This is a genomic window from Rummeliibacillus pycnus, from assembly GCF_002884495.1.
Taxonomy (GTDB): Bacteria; Bacillota; Bacilli; order Bacillales_A; family Planococcaceae; genus Rummeliibacillus; species Rummeliibacillus pycnus.
In genome coordinates, this window is record NZ_KZ614145.1 from 447927 (window position 1) to 469297 (window position 21371).

The window sequence follows — 21371 nt, forward strand, 5'->3', positions numbered from 1 at the left end:
AAAAGTCGTAGCAATCGGAGTTGATGACTATGACTTTTTCAACTTTTGAGTAATTTGTAAAAACTCATTTTTTAAAATACTCATCCTTAGGCGGTCAACGAATTTACCATTTCGTAGTCTATCTTGTCGTAAAATCCCCTCTTCAACATATCCTATTCTTTTATAAGATTTGATAGCTTTTTCATTATCAATTTCAACTCTCAGCCAGATTTTATTTAGATTTAATTCATTGAACCCGTATTTAAGCATCTCGAGCATTGCTGCTAATCCAAAACCCTTCCCCCAATAGTTTTTGTCTCCAATAGCAATACCTAGTTCAGCATGTTTGTTAAGGTTGTCAAAATTTTTCAAATCAATCCAGCCAATGTGATTGTTGTCTTGATCAAGAATTGCTTTTTGATCATAACCATTTGTTTTGTTGATACACATTTCCATCCATTTTCGTGTTTCATCCTTGCTAAAAGGTGGATATTTATCTGGCATATTTAGATGTTTTGTCACTTCTTTATCAAGACACCATTGATAACGAGCTTCTACATCGTCAAGTTGTAGTTCTCTCAAAATTACACGAGGCAATTTCTTTGTCATTATAAAACCTCCTTTTTTAAGATATTACCATTTTTTGTTTATATGAAAATAAAAAGTTCGTCTAAAGTATAGACGAACTCTGCTTAACAATATAACTGAGTCAATTTCATAATGCAAAATTCATATTAAAATTCAGAACATTTTAATTGAATTGTCCTTATTTTTAACGTGACTTGTGAAATTTGATTCAACGATTAATCTTCAAATGGAAATTCAATTAAATAGCCTAATTGAATATCACATTCTTTTAGTACAGGTATTGATAAAATGACAATTGTAGAAATCACAAGGCAATTGATCAACATTTTCGATAAAAGATCTTTCCGAGAAGATTTAAAAATACTAAATATATATTGAATAAAGAAGAGGAAAATAAAACAGTTTGCAAAGAGATTGATACTATATTGCCAATCCATTATTCTTCACCGCTCTCCTTGATATCGAATTCCTTACTACACAGAATATTATACTAGAGGTTCAGCATTTATAGTAGTTTTGCTGTTCGAAAATATAAAACACAATAACAATCATTATAGTACATTATTATTGATCAAGTTGTGACAAGAAAGGTTTGCCAAACTTGTTACAACTTGCTGATTATTAATCGTAATGATTGTATAACAAGTATAATGTTGTAAGGGGAAATCTTTTGAGGTAAAGGAGAGTTTTGCTATGAAATTTTTGAAAACTTCGTTATTCATAATAGCTGTGGTAATAGGTTTAGTTGGATGTGGAAATAGTATTTCCAAAGTGAGTATTTCCAAAGTGAATACAAGAGAAATTATTATTCCAAAATCTGAATTTTATCAGTATCTATACATCCAAAGTGTCAATAATCACGGAGTTTCGACGAAAGAAACAGGGAAATTAGTCAAAGACCCTGCAATAGTTCAAGACTTTATACGACTTGTAAATCGTACTGTAGTAATGATACCAAAAAGTGAAAAGCAAGCAGAGGTTGTCAAGCAATTGGACAAACAAGGTAGCTATATTATAGCTCTTGGTGATACGAAGACGATGAATAAACTTACTTATAAAATCTATATGCTAAAAGATGGCACCATTTTCTTTCAAGATACGATGAAAAAAGAAATGACGTATATGACAATAAAGAAAGAGCCGAAAAAACTTGAAAAAGCAAAGAAACTATTGGCTATTCATTTTTAAATAGAAAAAGCGAAAGACCACATTCAGTTAAGGGATCTCTCGCTTTTTTACATATTAAACGCCAAATTCTCGTTTTACCCATTGTTCAGCTTCTAGCCAATTGTTTACTCGAATAACTCCATTTGGAATTGGCTCACGATTGTATGGCGCATCGAATAATAAAACAGGAATATCTAGTTCTTCATGGAGATGCACTGCGTTATCATGTTTATCTTCCATAAATAATTCTACACCGTATTTTCGTGCAGCAATTACTTTATCTGTTGGGCCAACTATATCAATCTTATCATAAGGTAATAGATTCGATTTAAACCAATTATCTGTTACTTCACGGGAATTTTCTTCACGAGCTGTTATATAGTTAAGTGCAACATATGGATACCAATTTGATAAAATACGTTGTGCATTTGATTGAACAGGAGGATTTTTGTAAATAGTAAGTTCTTCTTTTTTAAACCAATTAAAGAAATCTTTCTTATCAACAGAAAGAGCTTCTGTTAGATCATATTTTTTTATATCATCTAAAGTTAAATTTGTTTTAAACGCATTATTGATATGTGGCAAAAGGAACTCGGGTGTAGTCACTGTACCATCAATATCAATACCAAAACTATATTTCTTCGTCATTACAAAATCCTCCTAGATGCTAGTTCTGAGTGTTTGATGCTTTTTCTGCTTCTTGTTTTTTATAATATTCTTCTGCTAGAATATCGATTTCTTTTTTCAATTCTTCTACCATTGTTTCTTCTGGTACTTTACGAACTGTTTTACCATGACGGAAAAGTAAACCTTCTCCACGAGCACCCGCAATTCCGATGTCTGCTTCACGTGCTTCCCCAGGTCCGTTTACAGCACAACCAAGAACTGAAACTTTGATAGGTGCTTTAATGGTTTGTAAATATTCTTCTACTTCGTTTGCAATTGAGATTAGGTCGATTTCAATACGTCCACAAGTAGGGCAAGAAATAAGTGTAGGCATGTTAGAAGCAAGACCGAATGATTTTAATAATTCTTTCGCTACTTTCACTTCTTCAACAGGATCTGCACTTAGAGAAACACGCAATGTGTTCCCGATACCTTTTGATAGGATTGCCCCAAGACCTGCAGCAGATTTAATGGTACCAGAGAATAATGTACCAGATTCTGTGATTCCTAAGTGTAATGGATAATCGAATGCACGAGAAGCCTTTTCGTATGCTTCAATCGCAAGATTAATATCAGAAGCTTTCATAGAGACAATAATATCGTGGAAATCAAGATCTTCTAATATTTTAATATGGTGTAATGCACTTTCAACCATACCATCTGCTGTTGGATATCCATATTTATCAAGGATTTTACGTTCTAGTGAACCAGCGTTAACGCCAATACGAATCGGTACACCTTTTGCTTTTGCTGCGTTTACAACAGCTTCTACTTTTTCTTTTCGTCCAATATTACCAGGATTAATACGGATTTTATCCACACCTGCGTCAATTGCTTTTAAAGCTAGTTTATAGTCAAAGTGAATATCCGCAACAAGAGGGATATGGATACGTTTTTTAATGTCTGCTAGAGCATTTGCTGCTCGTTCATCAGGACAAGCAACACGTACGATTTGGCATCCAGCTTCTTCTAAACGAAGAATTTCAGCAACAGTTGCTTCAACGTCATGTGTTTTTGTTGTTGTCATACTTTGGATGATTACTTCATTGCTTCCGCCGATTGTTAAATCGCCTACACGGACTTTACGCGTTTTCGAGCGGTGCGTAATTTCATTCATGAAAACTCTCTCCTTCATAGGCTTATATAAAGCCTTCACTGTAAACTATTTTAGCAGTGTTTGAAAGAAAATGACAAGAAAGAAACATTAACTGTCTAATTTGTACATGAATCAGCATTTTTTGTCCGGAATGGTAAGATAACTTGTTCATTTGGTTTAAAGCTTTGTTTTAAAAGATGCGGATTCAGCTTGTAAACCAACTCAAGTCTTTCAGCGAATGTTATATCTTTAGCTGGGTAAAGAGCAAATAATGATTCCCATGTATCACCAGGCGCAGTAGTGACAGTAATCGTTTGAATTTTATCCGTTTTTTCGCATTTCTGTTCAGGTGTATAAAAATCAGCTTTTGAAATGGTTCCTTCTATTAAATCAACTTTTATAAAATAAGCACAAATTAATATGATTAGTGCTGAAACTAGTATTCTCAAAAAAACCCCTCCCTTTTCCACTAATATATGAAAAAGAAAGAGATTCAGACCTTATTTTTGAATTTGATTTGGATATTTTGTACAAGCAAGTATTAAATAAATAGCTGTAATGATCATCCCAATAGTTGAACTAACACGAGCATTAACTGGAAAAAAGACTAACAATGACGTGATAATGGTCGATAATGTGATAGCAATTGCGGTCGTACGCCATAAATGGCGATATTCTCCACGCTTTTTCAGAACTTTTAAAGCGCCAATACCGGCAAATGCATAAACACTAATTTGTACAAATAATGAAAATGAGTTAATGAGAAATAATAGTATAAAAGCAAAGGGATAGATCAACCATTTAATATCGTTGACAAATTCCCTCAGACCTTCAATTTGGTTTGTTTCAAGACCTACTCCAGTTAAGAACTGAATAAAAGAAATAATTGAAACGAATGTTACAAGTAATAATACGTATTGAATAATTTTTCCGATGGGGAGCAATCTGTATGCAGCTAGTTTTTTAGGATGAAAAAGGCTGTCTTTGAATAACTGCCAATGTTTAATTTTCATATGTATAACCTCCAATTAGTATATTAGCATGGCAATTCAGATGTTACGAATAGGCAACGCAACAAAACATATACTTCAATATAATCTGGTTAAAAGATTGACGTATTTTTATGTCTAGTGTGAAAATAAATAGTGTCGAAATATACAAATAGGGTTAATAGAATTCTACATGAAAGGGAAATGTTATGGAATATATTTCTTGGACACTTGTTATACTAAGCTTTGTTATCGCATTCGTGGGATTGATCTATCCGATAATTCCATCTGTTCTATTTATATTTTTAGGTTTTGTTATTCATGGATTATTTCATGGTTTTGGGGAATTCCCATGGTGGTTCTGGGTTATTGAAGTATTATTTACAGTTCTTTTGTTTGGAGCAGATTCATTGGCGAATGCGTTTGGCGTCAAGAAATTTGGTGGAAGCGAAGCTGGAATTTGGGGGAGTACAATCGGATTACTAGTAGGTCCTTTTGTGATTCCGTTTGCTGGTATATTAGTAGGTCCTTTTGTTGGCGCAGTTATTGCAGAATTATTATTTTCTAAGAGTTCCTTTAAGCTGGCTTTAAAAACTGGAATCGGATCATTAGTAGGATTTTTAACATCAATTATTACAAAAGGGATTGTTCAAATAGTGATGATCATTTTGTTTGTCATCATTGTATAAAATGAGCGCAAGTTCAGTCAAAAGGCTGAAATTAAAAAATACAGTGAATAATATTTGAACCATTATCTAAATTTTGTTAACCTATGTGTTGTAGTTAATAATTACATTATTTCGAGGAGGAAATATTATTATGGCATTTGAATTACCAAACTTACCATATGCATTTGATGCATTAGAACCACATATTGACGCAAAAACTATGGAAATCCATCATGACAAACATCATGCTACATATGTAGCTGGCTTAAACGCTGCTCTAGAAGGTAAAGCAGAATTCGCAGGAAAATCAGTTGAAGAAGTAATTGCTAACTTAGACGCTGTTCCTGAAGAAGTACGTACTGCTGTACGTAACAATGGTGGCGGCCACGCTAACCACTCATTATTCTGGGAATCATTAGCTGCAAATGCTGGTGGCGCACCAACTGGTGAATTAGCTGCAGCAATCGATGCAAAATTCGGTAGCTTCGAAGCATTCAAAGAACAATTCGCAGCAGCTGCTAAAACTCGTTTTGGTTCAGGCTGGGCATGGTTATCATTAGCAAATGGCGAATTAGAAATTTCTTCAACTCCAAACCAAGACTCTCCAATCATGGAAGGTAAAACACCTTTACTAGGTCTTGACGTTTGGGAACATGCTTATTACTTAAACTATCAAAACCGTCGTCCTGACTACATTTCAGCATTCTGGAATGTTGTAAATTGGGACAAAGTTGCAGAACGTTTTGCTGCTGCAAAATAATCCAATATTATTGGAACAAAGCACACATCTTACGCGTCAGTAAGATGTGTGTTTTTTATTTTAAATGCGGAATTCACCAGTTTAATCCCAACAATCGAAGTTTCTTTCTTCAATTCATCTAAAAGTGAAGAACTTAGTAGAGGATGGGGTGGCTAAATCTAGCTTTCTTTGAAATGAAATTGGTTAGTCTATCCACATTTACATAGGCAAGAAACATGCTCATTTTCCTAGATCTTTGACATGTACGCAATTATTCATTTTCACCCAATTGTTTTATGTTTTTTAGGTTGAAAAATGATATACTACTAATTGTGAATTGAGCGGAAAGGGGGCTAACTGCATGCGCAAAAAAAACAAAAATACAAAAAAACGTGCATCAAGTGTCAAAGCGAAACAGCGTGCAAATTTGTCTTTTCGTATGAATATACTTTTCTTCTCGATTTTTGTTCTATTTTCAATTCTTATTTTACGATTGGGCTATATGCAAATTGTAAAAGGAAGCGATTATGTTAGAGCATTACAACAAACAGAAGAAGTAACCGTTAATACTAGTGTTCCACGTGGGCGAATTTATGATCGTCAAGGGAGAGTATTAGTCGATAATAAGCCCAAAAATGCAATTACGTATACAAAACTTCAATCGACTACTAGCGACGAAATGTTGAGTACTGCACGAAAATTAGCAAAGCTCATTAAAATGGATACAAGTAAAGTTGCATTACGAGATAAACAAGACTTTTGGATCAAGCTACATAATAAAGAAGCTTATGCAAGAGTTTCGAAAAGTGAACAAGATGCGATTAACAAAAACCAAAAAATAGCTGCTACAGACAAGCAAGCTGCAATCGATAAATTAGTACGACAACGTATTACAAAGGCGGATTTAAAAAGTTTAACAAAATCTGACTTACAAGTTTTAGCGATTTACAGCAAAATGGTAGCTGGTTATAACTTATCTCCACAAATCATAAAAAGTGATAATGTTACAGATAAGGAATTTGCTATTGTTTCTGAACATTTAAATGAGTTACCTAATGTCAATACAACAACTGATTGGTCTCGTGTGAAAGATTCTGATTTAAGTATTCTTGGCTCTACAACAACTCCAAATGAAGGTATTCCAAAAGATAAATTGGAATACTATTTAGCGCGCGGCTATTCTCGAAATGATCGTGTAGGGAAAAGTTATATAGAAGCTCAATATGAAGAATTACTACAAGGTCAAAAAGCAGTTGTAAAAAATGAAACAAATGGTAAAGGTCAAGTAGTAGATACGAAATCAATCTTCAAAGGTTCACCAGGGAAAGATTTAGTTTTAACAATTGATAGTCAGCTACAAACAAAATTAGAAAAACTGGTAGAACAAGAATTGTTAGCTGCAAAAGCATCAGGTGCATCTAGTCTATTGGATAGAGCGTTCCTTGTGATGATGAATCCAAATACGGGCGAAATCTTATCCATGGTTGGGAAAAAAATAGATACAGATGCTAATGGTAAAATGGTTGTCAACGACTATTCAATTGGTTCATTTACTTCTGCCTATGAAGTAGGTTCTGTTATTAAACCAGCAACATTATTGACAGGGTATAAGCTAAATGCAATTACACCAGGACAAGTATTGGTCGACCAACCGATTAAACTTGCCGGAACAAAACCAAAGTCATCTATCTTTAACCGTTCAGGTGCTATTCCAATGTCAGATTTGACAGCTATTGAACGATCTTCTAACTCTTATATGTTCCAAACAGCTATGAGGATTGCTGGTGTCAATTATATACCAAATATGGCATTGCACGTACAACCAAGTGATTTTGCAAAAATCCGTAATTCTTATGCACAATTTGGGTTAGGGGTTGATACGGGAATCGACTTACCTGGTGAGTTCTCAGGTTTTAGAGGACAAGAACTCCTTCCAGGTAAATTACTTGACTTAGTAATTGGTCAATTTGATACATTTACACCACTTCAACTAGCTCAATATGTATCTACTGTTGCTAATGGAGGAAAACGAGTTCAACCACATCTTCTGAAAGAAATTCATGATCCTTCAACAGATGGCAAGAAACTTGGACCGTTAGTTGAAGAAATTGAGCCTAAAGTATTGAATACAATTACAAACCCACAATCTCAAATTGACCATGTTAAACAAGGGATGCATCTCGTTTACTTTGGTAGTCAAGGTTCTGCTGCTTCATTCTTCAGAGGTGCAAAATTTGATGCCGCTGGTAAAACAGGTACAGCACAAGTTGTCTATTATGGACCAAAAAAAGCTGCATACGGAACTCAAACATTGACAATTACTCATATTGGATTTGCACCATATAAAAATCCAGAAATAGCCTATGCAGTAGTTGTTCCATGGGTTACAACGAGTGAAAGTTATACAGCAATTAATAATATAATTGCACGTAAAGCAGTAGAAACATATTTTTCTTTACAAAAGAAAGAATTAAAAAATGATCAAGATACCGTAGGACAAAAAATTACAAAAACTACATCAAAAGACTCTACAACTACAGGTCAATAGAAAACTATGAGTTTCTTCCTATAATAATAGAGCACAGTGATCCTAATCACTGTGCTCTATTTATTTATTCTGGAAATCCCCTTCATCACATAATTCTATTAAAGTAAACGTTATTCTCATGAGAAATTTACATTACATTTACAAAATAATAATAATCCATAACATTAAATTTATATAACCTCAACATTCTAGTCTTATAGTAAGTATTGTAATCAATAAAGCCTTAAAGAGGTAAACTTTTACTTGGTGTTGGCGCAGCGTTTGATCTTGAAGAATATGCCAATAAATTAAATAACCAATTATAGATGAATAAATATTTCAAACTTAGCAAGAGTTCCTTCTTTTTATTTAGTTTGCTTCGTTTAACGATATTTATTCGAAGTTTAGCGAAGGAAAAAAGTGTATTTGCTGCTGGGGTATGAATGAGTTTACTGTATTTTATAGATTTCTTAAAAGAAATACGAGCAGTATTAATTGTATACGCAAAGTTTCATACGGAACGGTGGTTCAACAACATTGTAAATATAAATATTTGATTAAGTAAGACAGCATTATCTGATTCCAATATGTTGTAGCAACAAAAATCATTGTATGAGCTAATCTTCCTAATAAGCTAAATTCATACACCATCTTCACCTGGAACAAATTCCAAAAACGCTATCAATAGTGGGAGGAAATAGAATGTTGAAAATTCAAGTAAAAGAAACAGAAGAAAGTTCAGTAGAAGATTTAAAAGTTCTTCAAACTGAAAAGAAAAAGAATGTTTACCAAACAAGAAATTTAAATTTATGGTACGGTGAACAACAAGCTTTAAAAGATATTAATCTTGATATTGTTGAAAATGATGTTACTGCAATTATTGGACCATCAGGTTGCGGTAAATCCACATATATTAAAACGTTAAATCGAATGGTAGAACTTGTTCCAATTGTTCGTACTACTGGTGAAATCTTATATCGTGAAAATAATATTTTAGATAAAAGCTATAGAGTAGAAGAATTACGTACGAAAGTAGGGATGGTCTTCCAAAAACCAAATCCATTCCCAAAATCAATCTATGATAATATAGCTTACGGTCCTAGAATTCATGGTATTAAAAATAAAAAAGTTCTAGATGAAATTGTTGAGAAAAGTTTACGTGGAGCAGCTATTTGGGATGATGTAAAAGACCGTTTAAACCAAAATGCATATGGACTATCAGGTGGGCAGCAACAACGTATTTGTATTGCTCGTTGTTTAGCCATCGAACCAGATGTTATTTTAATGGATGAACCAACATCAGCACTTGATCCAATCTCTACATTAAAAGTAGAAGAATTAGTACAAGAACTAAAACAAAATTACTCCATAATTATTGTAACGCATAATATGCAACAAGCTGCACGTATCTCTGACAAAACTGCATTCTTCTTAAATGGTGAAGTGATTGAATTTGATGATACCAATAAATTATTCTCTACGCCTTCAGATAGAAGAACAGAAGATTATATTTCTGGACGATTTGGATAAGGGGGAACTAAAATGACACCTCGTGAAAAATATGATAAAGATTTAAATCGTGTGCAAAATCTTTTAGTGGAACTTTGTCAACGATCAATTACTGCTTTTGAAAAATCACTTGAAGTGCTTTTTGCAAAAAATATTGATGGAGCTCTTTTCATTATAGAGCAAGATCGATTTATCAATCGATTGGAAGAACATTTACACGATGAGATTATCTTATTAATAACAAAGCAACAACCTGTTGCAACTGACCTTCGAAGACTAGTTTCTATCATAAGAGCTGCTCAAGATATGGAACGAATCGGAGATTATGCTGTAAATATTGGAAAAGAAACGATTCGTATTGGTACAAATCCAAGTTCTTATCCAGAAGAGCAGTTGCGTGAGATGGGGCAACAAACTATTACGATGTTAAATGAGATGCTGGATGCTTTTATTAATGAGGATGTTGAAAGAGCAAAAGAAATCGCTCTAAGAGATGACCAAATTGACCGTTATTATGGCGAAACGATGACGGCAATTGAAAAAATGGCGTCTACTCAAAATACAAGTAGCCAAGCTATACAATTAGCATTAATCTGTAAATATATCGAAAGAGCTGCAGATCATGCAACAAACTTAGCTGAAGCCTTATTCTTTATCGTCCAAGGAAAACGATTTGCCTTAAATTCATAAAAAAAGAGTTATCCAAAAATAATTTTTGGATAACTTTTTTTGATATCCTAATTTTTGAAGAAATGAAAAGAATATATGCAAGGTTTTCAATAAAAAAGATTCATAAGTTTTTTTACTTATGAATCTTTTTTAGTTACGTATTAATAGGTAGTAAGTCCCTTACTACTCGATTGAAAGCGAAATGAAAATTCTTTTTGTTTATGCAAAAGGAATTTTCTGCTACAAGTAACTAGAGGAGCAAAAGATTTTTGCTTAAGCAGTTTTGTTAGTTCGCACTCGAAAAGCAAAGCTCTTTTCATTCATTCAAATTATTTAGCTGTAGTTATGACTTTTAAAATTTCTGCGTTCGTCATATCTGATGTGAGCTTATAATCACCGATTTGAATGTTTTTTGCTTGATCCTTATTGATGATGTATCGTTCAAATTCTGCATCATTTTGCACGATACCACCATCTTTTAATGCTTTACTAACTTCTGCAGTACCCATTCCTCTTTTAATTGCGAGTGTATAAGATTTTACAGGGTCTTTTTTAGCAGACGAATCATTTTTTAATTGATTATAATCTGTTTGGATTTTAGCCAACTGTGCTTTTGCATCAGCCGCTTCTGCTTTAAGAGCTGTAAGTTCTTTCTTCTTAATAATAACTGTATCCTTTTGACTGGAACTAGTTGATTTAAATGTAGTGATTGTTTTTGCTGATGTATCCGGGTTGAAATAGTTATTAACCGCTAAAATAGTCCCAGCTAAGAACATGCCTATACCAATCGAACGGAATATGGATTTCATCATAAATGATTGCCTCCAGAAGCTATGATAGCTTGTACTTGTTCGGATGATAAAGAAGAACGTTTGCTAATTTCATCTGTATTATAGCCTTGTTTATGTAAATTTAAAACTTGGCTAATCAATATTTGATGGATACCATTAATACTTACTTTCGCATTTGTTTTTGGACTTACGTTCTTTTTGGTTTTTGCAAATGTTTGTGGAGCAATTAATAATTCTTCTTCAATTACTTTTAAACGACGTTTGATCTGGTTTGACTCTTGATAGAGATTAAGGGATAATTCTTCGAAATCTTTTTCTACTTTTTTTGAATGATTCCCAACAAAAAAAGATGCAATCATGATCATAATCCCAACAATCATCAATATGAGTGATAAGTCCATTTTGATTCACCTCATGATAGATATTTAGTTGTATATTTAATTGTAACATATCAAAAACTAATAAGAAATGACAGTAGATTTTTTTGCAAAATATGATATAATGATTTAGTCGTATAAATCATGCTCACTAAGACATTTTATTCTTTATATAGAGTGGGAGGGATAACAATGCGCGTTAATATTACATTAGCTTGCACTGAATGTGGCGAACGTAACTACATTTCAAAGAAAAACAAACGTAACAATCCAGAACGTCTTGAATTGAAAAAATATTGTTCTCGTGATCACAAAATGACACTTCACCGTGAAACAAAATAATGCTCATTGCCAAAACCCTATGTGGTTTTGGCTTTTTCCATTTTTAGAGAAGTAGGAGTGAGAGACGTATGCATAAAAAAGAACTTCGTACAATAATAATGAATGATTTAAAAAAAATAACACCATCTTTTTATCAAGAAAAATCCAAACTTATACATAATAAGCTTCTTCAGGAACAAGCCGTACAAAATGCAAACGTTATCGGGATTACGCTTTCTGCATTTCCAGAAGTAGAAACATGGACATTGATCGAAGAATTATGGACAACTGGAAAAAAAGTTGTTGTACCTAAATGTGAGCCTAAAACAAGGTCCATGTCATTTTATGAAATTACGTCTTTCAAACAACTCGAAAATGTTTATATGCACCTTTCTGAACCTATCCCATATTTAACAACTAAGGTAACAAAAGAACAAATAGATTGTTTAATTGTACCTGGACTTGCATACGATCGAAGAGGTTTTAGACTAGGATTCGGTGGAGGTTATTATGATCGATTCTTGTCAAATTTTAAGAAACCAACAATTTCTTTGGCGTTTCATATGCAGGTAGTTGAAAAAATCCCGACAGATGATTATGATGTAGCTATTGAAAAAATTATTACAGAAAATGAAATAATACAATGTAAGTAAGATTGAAAGGGGGAAGATCCCTTGGAAACAGTATATGATGTGATGCAGCTTTTAAAACGTTTTGGTACATTTGTTTACACTAAAAATCGCATAGGTGATTTGCAACTGATGGAAATGGATTTACTTGAACTTTACAAAGGTGGTTTAATTGAATCACGAGAATTCCAATCTGCTCGCCATATTTTAAGAATGGAAGAAATGAAATTAAAAAAAGAACAACCCTAAAAGATTAATATTTTTTTTGCAATCTTGAAACCTTCAATTGATTAATTCGTTTATATAGGGGTATCCATTTTACATTACTAAATATATGTAATAAAAATGTTGCGTTTTTGTAAAAAAAGGATTAATATAAAATTTGTTTCTTTCAAATATGGAACTAAAATTGTAACGAAAGAAAATAGGAGGATGTTAGGAAATGAATCTGAAAAAGCTACCTAAACATTCAATTTTGGTGATTGCAATCATCACCACTTGGATCAAGACATATATTACTTATCAAACAAGCTTTGATATGAAAATTGAAAATGCAATGCAACAGCTGATATTATTTATAAATCCGCTAGCATTTTTATTATTTATATATGGGATTTCGTTATTCTTTAAAACTGCTAAAGTACGAAATCGTTATATGATAACTATGAGTATTATTTTGTCCATAGTTGTATATGGGAATGTTGCGTTTTATAGATTCTTTAATGACTTTTTAACGCTACCTGTATTGTTCCAAACTAGTAACTTTAGTGATTTAGGAAACTCTGCAGGATCATCTATGTACTTTGGGGATATTTTCTATTTTACAGATACAATACTTTTAATTTTAGCTGTTAAATTTTTACCTGTTGCTAAAGAAGCAACTATTGTAAAACCTAACTTACGTCGCACATATTTTGTTTTATCTTTTGCGATGCTATTCTTAAATCTAGGTCTAGCTGAAACTGAAAGACCACAATTATTAACTCGTAGTTTTGATCGTCAATTACTAGTAAAGAATATTGGTACTTTCAACTATCAATTATATGATATTTTCATTCAGTCAAAATCACATGCTCAACGTGCTTTTGCAGATGGTAGTGAATTATCTGATGTAACAAACTATATTAAATCGAACCAAGCTGAAAACAATAAAAAAACATTTGGTGTTGCCAAAAAACGTAATGTAATTATCATTTCACTTGAATCTACACAAAACTTTGTGATTAATAATAAAGTGAATGGTCAAGAGATTACACCATTCCTTAATAAACTAACAAAAGATAAAGATACCTTCTATTTTGATAATTTCTATCATCAAACAGGTTTAGGTAAGACATCTGATGCTGAGTTTATTATTGAAAACTCTTTATTTGGTACTGGACGAGGTGCAGTATTCTTCACAAATAGTGGAAATACATTCAACTCAATGGCAGAAAAACTTGATAACAATGGTTACTATACTTCTGTACTTCATGCGAATAATAAAAGTTTCTGGAACCGCGATATGATGTACCAAGCATTAAAAATTAAACATTTCTATGATGTAGATTCATATCATGTAACTGATGCAAACTCAGCAAACTGGGGTCTAAAAGATATTCCATATATGGATCAATCAGTAAACATTATGAAAAAGTTACCACAACCATTCTATACAAGAATGATTACTTTATCTAATCACTTCCCATTCACATCAGATCCGGAAGATCAATTGATCAAACCATATACTTCTGATGATAATACTGTAAATCGTTACTTCCAAACTGTACGATATACAGATGAAGCGATTAAAGAATTGTTTAAAGACCTTAAAAAATCAGGTTTATACGATAACTCAATTATCGTTATGTATGGTGACCACTATGGTATTTCTGAAAACCACAACAAAGCAATGGCTCAATATCTAGGTAAAGATTCAATTACACCATTTGATTCTGCTCAACTTCAAAAAGTACCGTTCTTTATCCATATTCCACATTCAGGAATTGGTAAACAAATGCATGAAGTTGCTGGACAAATGGACGTAAGACCAACCATTTTACACTTGCTAGGTATCAATACTAAAGACGATTTACAATTAGGTACAGATTTATTCTCTAAAGATCACAAAGACTTTGTAACATTCCGTGATGGTCGATTTGTAACTGACAAATTGGTTTATGCAGGCGAAGTATGTTATGATAAGAAAACTGGCCAAAAAACAGATATTTCGAAATGTCAACCATATATTGAGCAATCCAACAAAAAACTAGATTACTCAGATAAAATTATCAATGGTGACTTGCTTCGATTCTATGATGATCAAACAGGAAAAACTAAATCAAACAATAAAAAATAGTTAATTGTAATAAATTTTTCAGACCACATAGCTTACTAGCTATGTGGTTTTTTATGTATGAAAATTAGAAAAAAGGAATAATTTAACATTATAAAATTTTATGATTATGATAGCTTTTTTGTTAATTAATCGTATAATGGAATAGTCAGAAAGGAAGTGACTACTATCAAGAAAATTGCTTATCTACTACTTTTTTCTACCGTTTTTCTTGTTGCATGTCAACATCAATTTAATTTGAAAAATGATCAGAAGACACCTGAAAAGAAATCTATAGAAACTGTAAAGACGATATCGAATGTTCTTCCTTATCGATTAAAGACAGCAGAATTACATAGTGTTGTTGGATTCTTATCTGAAGTTGATGTTCTTCTTATAAAACAAGATCAAAATGGAGAACACCTTATTCAATATAATTTATTAAATGGGAAAGAAAAAACGATTTACTCAACTAAAGATGATATCATACAAGCTTTTATCCACCCTAGTATGAAACAAATACTTGTTCAAACGGCTAGTTCTAAAAAGAAAGCAAAAGTCACAATTCTGTCAGTTGAAGGGAAAACGCTACATCACATTGAAGTGCAATCATCTGAACTTTCGATAGCTTGGAACCCGACGAATGTAAACTTATTAGCGATTGCAGCTTTTAGTGATAATTTTTCATATAAAAGTTTTGTTTATGAAAGTAATAAGTCGCAGCTTCATGAATTTCAAGCAGAGAATCCATTTTGGGTATGGGTAACAGATGACACATTGTGGATGAATAGAATGAATAATAATCCATTAAATGGTGGGACGCTTTCAAGCATCAATTGGAGGAAAAATAAGGAGACTAAATTATCTAATCATCAAGTGGTTTATATGAATGCTTATAAACAATCAACACTGATCGTTTCGATGGATTTTAAAGACGGAGAATTTGAGTATGTATTACAAAAAGGAACGAAAAAACAGATTTGGAAAGCACCAGCTGTTACTAGTTTCTCTCAATGGTTTGTTCCTGATATCCAGTGGTTAGATGATCAATCCTTTATCACATTGTTGCCAACAAAAGGTGGCGAAATAGATGAAGGTAAAACACCATTTGAAATTGTACATGCTTCTATTAATGGAGTTCAACAACTTGGGCAAATGAAAAATTATGAACCTATGATTTGTTCTTCTAAGGGTAGTGTATGTTTAACAGGTTTTAACTATGAAAAATTATTTACAACAAACAATTATAAAATAAAAGAATGGCTTTCACTTAGAGATTAGAAGGAAGAGTCATTAAGTGGAATTAGAGCAGTCGGATAAGAAAAATCACTTTTCTTATCCAACTTTTTTTATGGAATGGAGAATAAATAAAAAAATTACAACCGAAAGACGGGTTTTATAAATAGTTCATTACAAATAAAAAAGATATCCAAATAGAGGATATCCTTTCTTTTCCCAATTTTCAATTAGTGATGAAGGCTTGGTGGGAAACCTTGGTGTAGGACAGTCATTACTACGAACCATCCAAACACTGCAAATGCTGCAAAGTTAAAAATAATGCCAAGAATAGATTTTTCCTTGAGAGCTTGTACAGTTCCAACTAGACCTAAGATTGCTACTAGTCCAAAAATAACCATTAATAAGTTCAAAATAGACACTCCTTTCGACATCAGAAAATGAATGCCGTAAACATTATTTCTTCTTTATTGTAAAGCTAATTATATCGTTTGTCGAGAATAAAAAGTGACGGAAATTTGAAAGTAATAGAAAATAATAACTTTTTTTACATGACAATACCTTACAGATTTCCGTGACATTCGAAACACTTGACTGAAAGTAGCCATTTTAATTTTTATCTGTATAATAAAGAAGAGGTGAAAAAAAGTGTTGAGTATCCGTACATATCCGCTTGGTCCAATACAAGCTAATTGTTATTTGATAAGTAATTCTGAGAAAGAATGTTTAATTGTTGATCCAGGTGGTGAAGGTGGCAAACTTGTGCATCAAATACGAGCACTGAATTTAAAGCCAATAGCTATTTTATTAACACATGCTCATTTTGATCATATCGGCGCTGTAGATGAGGTAAGGAATACATTTAAGATTCCAGTTTATCTGCATAAAAATGAGTCAAATTGGTTGCAGGATCCTATGAAAAATGGTTCTGGTCGTTATGCAGAAATTCCGAATATTATCGTTGATCCGGCTGATGTATTAATTGACAAGGAACAGACATTAAAGTTAGCTAATTTCACATTTGATATTTTGTATACTCCCGGTCATTCTCCAGGCAGTATTTCTTTTATCTTTAAAGATGAAGGTTTCGCGATTGTTGGGGATACGCTTTTTGAAGGCAGTATTGGTCGTACAGATTTAGATGGGGGAGATAGTAAATTATTATTAGCATCTATCCATAATAAGTTATTAACACTTGATGAAGAAACAATTATCTATTCTGGTCATGGAAATCCAACAAGGGTTGATATCGAAATGGAACAAAATCCGTTTTTAAACGGATTTTAAACAGTAGCACCTGAAAATTCGTTCAGGTGCTCTTTTTATGTAATTGACCTGGCTAGCAAAATTAATGGTTTAAAGGATCTGTTTTTTGAGGGAGTAGGGAATAAAGAAATCAAAACAATTCAGTATGCAATCATTCATAAAGTCTAGAAAAAACAAAATAAAAAAAGAGGCTTTATAGGCCTCTTAAGTAGAAGATATTCATCTTCATCTAGGGGATGTTTTCTCACCATATATAAATGGGAGGGATAAAGTTAAGCTACCAATATATAATATACGACGTTTTTCATTATGTCAATAGTGAAAACTATGTAATAAAAAAGACAGCCAAACGACTGTCTTTTTTAGCTATTAATGCTCTAAACCTGGAACGTGTATGAATGTTGTATAGTACGTGAATCCAGCAAAGAATATTGTTAAGTAAGCACCGAAAATGTACATATACATACGTTCTGTAAGGTTTAAGAAACCTAATAGAAGGAAAAATCCTGTGTTAGCTACGAATAATAGCGAAACCTCTTTCATACCACCTAAATAAAACATAACTGCGAAAATACCTGTCCAGAAGCCAAGCACTTTATACATATTATCCATGTACGATTCCCTCCTTTTCAAACGACACAATAATCTCAATATTCATTATAAATGAATATCATGACGTATGTAAACTGCCATTTAAACCTACTTTGTGACGAAATGTAAAATATTCACATCGCATTAAGAGATATTATATTATACATTAATTTGATAAGTACAGTAATCACAACTATTTGTAATACTTTCAATTTGTACAAAATCGTTACTTTCGAAAAGGGCATCAAATTGACCTTTTAAATAGGATTCATGTAAATCGCAAACTAGGTCAGCATGTTTTTGTATATCATTATAATATGGGCAATTATAAACTGAAAAAGATACGGATTTACCATCTGGTGTTTCTTTAATTAAAGGAACATAACCAATTAGTGAGGAAGCTTCAGTAATTAATTCTATTTTTTCATCAAATGAAAGCTGAAGTCGATCTTTACCGTGACTTAAGACTAACTTGTCCATGTCTTCAGTTCCTTTTTTATAACAAATTTTCTTGCCAATTTGATTTGCTTCTTCGCCGAATTCTGTGAGGATTTCAAGAGTCCATTCAAGTAATTCATCGTAGTTTCTTTTTGGAAACGATAACGTGATCCCGTTTTCTTCAGCTTTATATCTTCGTCCAGGTCGTCCACCTTTGCCTGTCTTTTCGTATTCAGAGCTAATAACTTCAATTTCAGTTAACTTGGTTAAATGAAGTCGCGCTACATTAGGGTGAATATGAAAACGATCAGCAATATCTTGCACAGAAAAAGATTTTTTTTCCTGTAACATGAATTGATATATAGAGAATCTTGTTTCATCAGATAAAGTACTTGTAACTTTCAATGGATTTAACATGTAATCTCTTCACCTCCTATATGATTACTTCCATTATAAAGCAATAAATCAATTGTAGCAGTAGAAAAAAACTAATCTTCAAGAAAATGTGATTTTTTGTGAAAATTTTAGAGAACAAATCAAACTGATTATTACAAAATTATTCTGATCCAGCTAAACTAATTTATTCATTACTTGTTTAATTTTAAGGGATTTCGAATGATACAAATGAAAAAAGAAGATACTAGAATACAAGATGAGATAAATTCTTCCATTTCCAATATAAACCATGTATAATAATTTTAACAAGTAACGAGCGGTCATTACTTGTATGGTTGAGAGGAGGTATCATGTCATTTTCTGAAACGATTATTGAACAAAAATCTATAGAACTATTACAAAAAGCTTACTATTTTGGTGCATCAGATTTACACCTAATGCCTACAAATATCCACTATGAAATCTATTATCGAAAGTATGGACAGCTTATATCAGCTGGTCACCTTCCCCTTGACATTGGAGATCGTATGATTTCTTATTTAAAATATTTATCCTCTTTAGATATAAGTGAAAAACGCAAACCCCAAAGTGGCTCATTCGAGCAAAATTTCAGAGAACAACAAATTTCATTTCGTATATCTACCTTACCTTCTGTCTTTTTTAGAGAAAGTCTAGTCATACGAATAATACTTCAAAATCGAACATTACCAATATCAGAATTAAGTGTTTTTATCGATTCTGCAGAACAATTAGTTCAACTAGTAGAACAACCACAAGGAATTTTATTTGTGACAGGTCCAACTGGGTGTGGTAAATCGACTACACTTTATTCGCTCATACACCATCTTGCAACTAATCATCATAAACATATTATTTCATTAGAAGATCCAGTAGAAAATAGCCAATCACATTTGTTACAGATTCAAGTGAATGAAAGAGCAGGAGTAACTTATGCTGTTGGATTAAAAGCAATATTGAGGCACTCGCCTGATGTAATCATGATTGGCGAAATAAGAGATAGAGAAACCGCTAAGATTGCCATTGAAGCTGTTTTAAGTGGACATTTAGTCGTTACAACTATTCATAGTAAAGATACAGTTGGTTGTATATATCGTTTATTAGATTTAGGCATTTCACTAGAGGAGCTAAAACAAACTGTATTGGGAGTTGTAGCGCAACGACTTGTACATTTGACTTCAACTAACAAAGCCTCTGCAATATTCGAACTACTATCTGGAAATTATCTAGCAGAAGCATTTACAGCTATAGAAAAAGGAAACTCATATCAGCTTCCAGTAGAAAAGACACTTGAAGAACAAATTGCTAAGGGGGTAAGAATTGGTGCAATTACCCTTAATCCGAAAGAATGAATGGATCAATAAGCTGCTTTTAAAGAGGAAAATTCAGCTAAAAGAACCTGCACAATTATTAAAAAAGATGAGTGTCCTATTAAATGAAGGATATACATTTTCAGATTCATTATTCATGCTCATGCCTCATCATTTGAAAGGTAAATCAGAAATAGAAGAGGAAATTGTAGATCAATTGCGTAATGGGGCATCAATGACAGAGGTACTTGATGTCATAGGATATCCTAAAATTTATTTAATGACCATATTAGTCGCAGAACAGAATGGTAAAATGATACAAGCTTTACAAACAGTTGCTGATCAATTAGAAAAAAAAGCAAAAAACCGGCAACACCTAAAAAAATTGATGACGTATCCTATCATTTTATTTTTCTTTCTTATTATTCTATTTTTTGCATTTAGAATGTACTTCCTACCTAATATGGCTTTTATGATGAACGCCAGAAGTTCTGAAGGAAATTTTGATCTAAAGTTGTCTTCCTTATTTTTGCATTTACCTGATTTGTTCATCGTATTAATGATTATTTTAGTAGGGGTACTAATGATGATATGGCGATGGTTATGTAAAAAAACAATAGAAGATCAAATTGATTTTCTATTGAAAATACCAATTGTAAATCGACAATTTAAACTACAGGTAACAAGGCAAATATCGTATGAATTAGGTTGTCTGATCGAAAGTGGTATGTCGATGCAAGCAGGTCTTGATATTTTAAAAAAGCAAGCATTACAGCCATATTTAGCAAAGATTGCAGAAATAATTCAAAAAAGAATCGTCTATGGTGATTCACTATCATTAGCAATCGAAAGAGAGGGGTATTTTTACAAAGGGTTTTACTCACATGTTGTTCATGGCGAGCAAGGTGGAAACCTAGGACGTGAACTCCAAATATATAGCGAATTTCTCACCAATCGAACAGAAAATAATGTTCAAAAAGTATTGTCTCTCATTCAACCCATACTGTTTATAATAATTGCCCTATGCATTTTAGGCGCTTATCTTGCTATTTTACTTCCAATGTACAAAATGATGGATCTTGTATAA

General features: G+C 32.5%; 25 protein-coding genes. 14 read left to right on the forward strand and 11 right to left on the reverse strand.

The window, feature by feature from the left end:
• Nucleotides 1–27: 27 nt before the first annotated feature.
• Both CEF14_RS02230 and CEF14_RS02235 read right to left on the reverse strand, forming a co-directional pair.
• Nucleotides 28–588: a GNAT family N-acetyltransferase gene (locus CEF14_RS02230; RefSeq protein ID WP_102691342.1), complete on the reverse strand. Its 561-nt coding sequence runs from the start codon at nucleotides 586–588 to the stop codon at nucleotides 28–30.
• Nucleotides 589–782: 194 nt separating this feature from the next.
• Complete coding sequence (locus CEF14_RS02235) at nucleotides 783–1004, reverse strand: hypothetical protein (RefSeq protein WP_102691343.1); 222 nt, start codon at nucleotides 1002–1004, stop codon at nucleotides 783–785.
• A 256-nt stretch (nucleotides 1005–1260) separates the two neighbouring features.
• On the opposite strand from CEF14_RS02235, the gene CEF14_RS02240 reads away from it, so the two are divergent.
• Nucleotides 1261–1755 carry a hypothetical protein gene (locus CEF14_RS02240; protein WP_102691344.1) on the forward strand — a complete coding sequence of 165 codons (495 nt, stop codon included), beginning with the start codon at nucleotides 1261–1263 and terminating at the stop codon, nucleotides 1753–1755.
• A gap of 54 nt (nucleotides 1756–1809) precedes the next feature.
• On the opposite strand, the gene CEF14_RS02245 is transcribed toward CEF14_RS02240, so the two are convergent.
• From CEF14_RS02245 to CEF14_RS02260, 4 genes are all read right to left on the reverse strand, one after another.
• Nucleotides 1810–2382 (reverse strand): hypothetical protein, encoded by a 573-nt coding sequence (locus CEF14_RS02245; protein WP_102691345.1) that lies wholly within the window; start codon nucleotides 2380–2382, stop codon nucleotides 1810–1812.
• Between the two features lie 19 nt (nucleotides 2383–2401).
• Nucleotides 2402–3517: a flavodoxin-dependent (E)-4-hydroxy-3-methylbut-2-enyl-diphosphate synthase gene (gene ispG / locus CEF14_RS02250; RefSeq protein WP_102691346.1), complete on the reverse strand. Its 1116-nt coding sequence runs from the start codon at nucleotides 3515–3517 to the stop codon at nucleotides 2402–2404.
• Between the two features lie 95 nt (nucleotides 3518–3612).
• Complete coding sequence (locus CEF14_RS02255) at nucleotides 3613–3945, reverse strand: hypothetical protein (RefSeq protein ID WP_102691347.1); 333 nt, start codon at nucleotides 3943–3945, stop codon at nucleotides 3613–3615.
• Between the two features lie 51 nt (nucleotides 3946–3996).
• Nucleotides 3997–4509, reverse strand: a complete 513-nt coding sequence (locus CEF14_RS02260; protein ID WP_245890028.1) for a DUF1189 family protein — start codon at nucleotides 4507–4509, stop codon at nucleotides 3997–3999.
• A gap of 185 nt (nucleotides 4510–4694) precedes the next feature.
• Between CEF14_RS02260 and CEF14_RS02265 the strand changes: the two genes are divergently transcribed.
• The 5 genes from CEF14_RS02265 (at nucleotide 4695) to phoU (ending at nucleotide 10618) form a co-directional block, all read left to right on the forward strand.
• A complete protein-coding gene (locus tag CEF14_RS02265) occupies nucleotides 4695–5174 on the forward strand; it encodes a DUF456 domain-containing protein (protein WP_102691348.1) in 480 nt (159 codons plus the stop codon).
• A gap of 130 nt (nucleotides 5175–5304) precedes the next feature.
• Nucleotides 5305–5913, forward strand: a complete 609-nt coding sequence (locus CEF14_RS02270; protein WP_102691349.1) for a superoxide dismutase — start codon at nucleotides 5305–5307, stop codon at nucleotides 5911–5913.
• Between the two features lie 340 nt (nucleotides 5914–6253).
• Nucleotides 6254–8440 (forward strand): peptidoglycan D,D-transpeptidase FtsI family protein, encoded by a 2187-nt coding sequence (locus CEF14_RS02275; protein ID WP_102691350.1) that lies wholly within the window; start codon nucleotides 6254–6256, stop codon nucleotides 8438–8440.
• Nucleotides 8441–9121: 681 nt separating this feature from the next.
• Nucleotides 9122–9949: a phosphate ABC transporter ATP-binding protein PstB gene (pstB, locus tag CEF14_RS02280; protein ID WP_102691351.1), complete on the forward strand. Its 828-nt coding sequence runs from the start codon at nucleotides 9122–9124 to the stop codon at nucleotides 9947–9949.
• Between the two features lie 12 nt (nucleotides 9950–9961).
• Nucleotides 9962–10618, forward strand: coding sequence for a phosphate signaling complex protein PhoU (gene phoU / locus CEF14_RS02285; protein WP_102691352.1), 657 nt, complete (start codon nucleotides 9962–9964; stop codon nucleotides 10616–10618).
• A 308-nt stretch (nucleotides 10619–10926) separates the two neighbouring features.
• On the opposite strand, the gene CEF14_RS02290 is transcribed toward phoU, so the two are convergent.
• Together CEF14_RS02290 and CEF14_RS02295 are read right to left on the reverse strand one after the other, a co-directional pair.
• The gene (locus CEF14_RS02290) at nucleotides 10927–11409 is read right to left on the reverse strand and encodes an MltG/YceG/YrrL family protein (RefSeq protein WP_102691353.1); all 483 of its coding nucleotides are present in this window, start codon (nucleotides 11407–11409) and stop codon (nucleotides 10927–10929) included.
• Entirely contained in the window at nucleotides 11406–11789 is a 384-nt protein-coding gene (locus CEF14_RS02295; RefSeq protein WP_102691354.1) for a hypothetical protein, read from the reverse strand. The genes CEF14_RS02290 and CEF14_RS02295 overlap by 4 nt, the downstream gene beginning before the upstream one ends.
• A 168-nt stretch (nucleotides 11790–11957) precedes the next feature.
• Between CEF14_RS02295 and rpmG the strand changes: the two genes are divergently transcribed.
• From rpmG to CEF14_RS02320, 5 genes are all read left to right on the forward strand, one after another.
• Entirely contained in the window at nucleotides 11958–12107 is a 150-nt protein-coding gene (gene rpmG / locus CEF14_RS02300) for a 50S ribosomal protein L33 (protein WP_066786565.1), read from the forward strand.
• Between the two features lie 68 nt (nucleotides 12108–12175).
• A complete protein-coding gene (locus tag CEF14_RS02305; RefSeq protein ID WP_102691355.1) occupies nucleotides 12176–12739 on the forward strand; it encodes a 5-formyltetrahydrofolate cyclo-ligase in 564 nt (187 codons plus the stop codon).
• Between the two features lie 21 nt (nucleotides 12740–12760).
• Nucleotides 12761–12964 (forward strand): YqgQ family protein, encoded by a 204-nt coding sequence (locus CEF14_RS02310; protein ID WP_102691356.1) that lies wholly within the window; start codon nucleotides 12761–12763, stop codon nucleotides 12962–12964.
• 193 nt (nucleotides 12965–13157) lie between these two features.
• Nucleotides 13158–15053, forward strand: a complete 1896-nt coding sequence (locus CEF14_RS02315) for an LTA synthase family protein (RefSeq protein ID WP_102691357.1) — start codon at nucleotides 13158–13160, stop codon at nucleotides 15051–15053.
• A 156-nt stretch (nucleotides 15054–15209) separates the two neighbouring features.
• A complete protein-coding gene (locus CEF14_RS02320) occupies nucleotides 15210–16310 on the forward strand; it encodes a YqgU-like beta propeller domain-containing protein (RefSeq protein WP_102691358.1) in 1101 nt (366 codons plus the stop codon).
• A 185-nt stretch (nucleotides 16311–16495) separates the two neighbouring features.
• Here the strand turns inward: CEF14_RS02320 and CEF14_RS02325 are convergent, their stop codons facing one another.
• Entirely contained in the window at nucleotides 16496–16678 is a 183-nt protein-coding gene (locus CEF14_RS02325) for a DUF2759 domain-containing protein (protein ID WP_102691359.1), read from the reverse strand.
• Nucleotides 16679–16913: 235 nt separating this feature from the next.
• Here CEF14_RS02325 and CEF14_RS02330 point away from each other — a divergent pair, with 235 nt between their 5' ends.
• A complete protein-coding gene (locus CEF14_RS02330; RefSeq protein ID WP_102691360.1) occupies nucleotides 16914–17552 on the forward strand; it encodes an MBL fold metallo-hydrolase in 639 nt (212 codons plus the stop codon).
• 348 nt (nucleotides 17553–17900) lie between these two features.
• Here the strand turns inward: CEF14_RS02330 and CEF14_RS02335 are convergent, their stop codons facing one another.
• Entirely contained in the window at nucleotides 17901–18143 is a 243-nt protein-coding gene (locus tag CEF14_RS02335) for a DUF2626 family protein (protein ID WP_102691361.1), read from the reverse strand.
• Between the two features lie 138 nt (nucleotides 18144–18281).
• Complete coding sequence (locus CEF14_RS02340) at nucleotides 18282–18977, reverse strand: helix-turn-helix transcriptional regulator (protein WP_102691362.1); 696 nt, start codon at nucleotides 18975–18977, stop codon at nucleotides 18282–18284.
• A gap of 329 nt (nucleotides 18978–19306) precedes the next feature.
• Here CEF14_RS02340 and comGA point away from each other — a divergent pair, with 329 nt between their 5' ends.
• On the forward strand, nucleotides 19307–20326 hold the full coding sequence (gene comGA, locus CEF14_RS02345) for a competence type IV pilus ATPase ComGA (protein ID WP_102691363.1): 1020 nt from the start codon (nucleotides 19307–19309) through the stop codon (nucleotides 20324–20326).
• On the forward strand, nucleotides 20298–21371 hold the full coding sequence (gene comGB / locus CEF14_RS02350) for a competence type IV pilus assembly protein ComGB (RefSeq protein ID WP_102691364.1): 1074 nt from the start codon (nucleotides 20298–20300) through the stop codon (nucleotides 21369–21371). Before comGA ends, comGB begins: the two co-directional genes overlap by 29 nt.

Excerpts from the sequence above, each read along its gene's own strand:
- rpmG (WP_066786565.1), top strand. The coding sequence starts at position 11,958 with ATGCGCGTTAATATTACATTAGCTTGCACTGAATGTGGCGAACGTAAC.
- CEF14_RS02305 (WP_102691355.1), top strand. The coding sequence starts at position 12,176 with ATGCATAAAAAAGAACTTCGTACAATAATAATGAATGATTTAAAAAAA.
- CEF14_RS02265 (WP_102691348.1), top strand. The coding sequence starts at position 4,695 with ATGGAATATATTTCTTGGACACTTGTTATACTAAGCTTTGTTATCGCA.
- CEF14_RS02235 (WP_102691343.1), bottom strand. The coding sequence starts at position 1,004 with ATGGATTGGCAATATAGTATCAATCTCTTTGCAAACTGTTTTATTTTC.
- CEF14_RS02240 (WP_102691344.1), top strand. The coding sequence starts at position 1,261 with ATGAAATTTTTGAAAACTTCGTTATTCATAATAGCTGTGGTAATAGGT.
- pstB (WP_102691351.1), top strand. The coding sequence starts at position 9,122 with ATGTTGAAAATTCAAGTAAAAGAAACAGAAGAAAGTTCAGTAGAAGAT.
- phoU (WP_102691352.1), top strand. The coding sequence starts at position 9,962 with ATGACACCTCGTGAAAAATATGATAAAGATTTAAATCGTGTGCAAAAT.
- comGA (WP_102691363.1), top strand. The coding sequence starts at position 19,307 with ATGTCATTTTCTGAAACGATTATTGAACAAAAATCTATAGAACTATTA.
- ispG (WP_102691346.1), bottom strand. The coding sequence starts at position 3,517 with ATGAATGAAATTACGCACCGCTCGAAAACGCGTAAAGTCCGTGTAGGC.
- CEF14_RS02315 (WP_102691357.1), top strand. The coding sequence starts at position 13,158 with ATGAATCTGAAAAAGCTACCTAAACATTCAATTTTGGTGATTGCAATC.
- CEF14_RS02230 (WP_102691342.1), bottom strand. The coding sequence starts at position 588 with ATGACAAAGAAATTGCCTCGTGTAATTTTGAGAGAACTACAACTTGAC.
- CEF14_RS02340 (WP_102691362.1), bottom strand. The coding sequence starts at position 18,977 with ATGTTAAATCCATTGAAAGTTACAAGTACTTTATCTGATGAAACAAGA.
- CEF14_RS02290 (WP_102691353.1), bottom strand. The coding sequence starts at position 11,409 with ATGATGAAATCCATATTCCGTTCGATTGGTATAGGCATGTTCTTAGCT.
- CEF14_RS02335 (WP_102691361.1), bottom strand. The coding sequence starts at position 18,143 with ATGGATAATATGTATAAAGTGCTTGGCTTCTGGACAGGTATTTTCGCA.
- CEF14_RS02245 (WP_102691345.1), bottom strand. The coding sequence starts at position 2,382 with ATGACGAAGAAATATAGTTTTGGTATTGATATTGATGGTACAGTGACT.
- CEF14_RS02260 (WP_245890028.1), bottom strand. The coding sequence starts at position 4,509 with ATGAAAATTAAACATTGGCAGTTATTCAAAGACAGCCTTTTTCATCCT.
- CEF14_RS02275 (WP_102691350.1), top strand. The coding sequence starts at position 6,254 with ATGCGCAAAAAAAACAAAAATACAAAAAAACGTGCATCAAGTGTCAAA.
- CEF14_RS02270 (WP_102691349.1), top strand. The coding sequence starts at position 5,305 with ATGGCATTTGAATTACCAAACTTACCATATGCATTTGATGCATTAGAA.
- CEF14_RS02295 (WP_102691354.1), bottom strand. The coding sequence starts at position 11,789 with ATGGACTTATCACTCATATTGATGATTGTTGGGATTATGATCATGATT.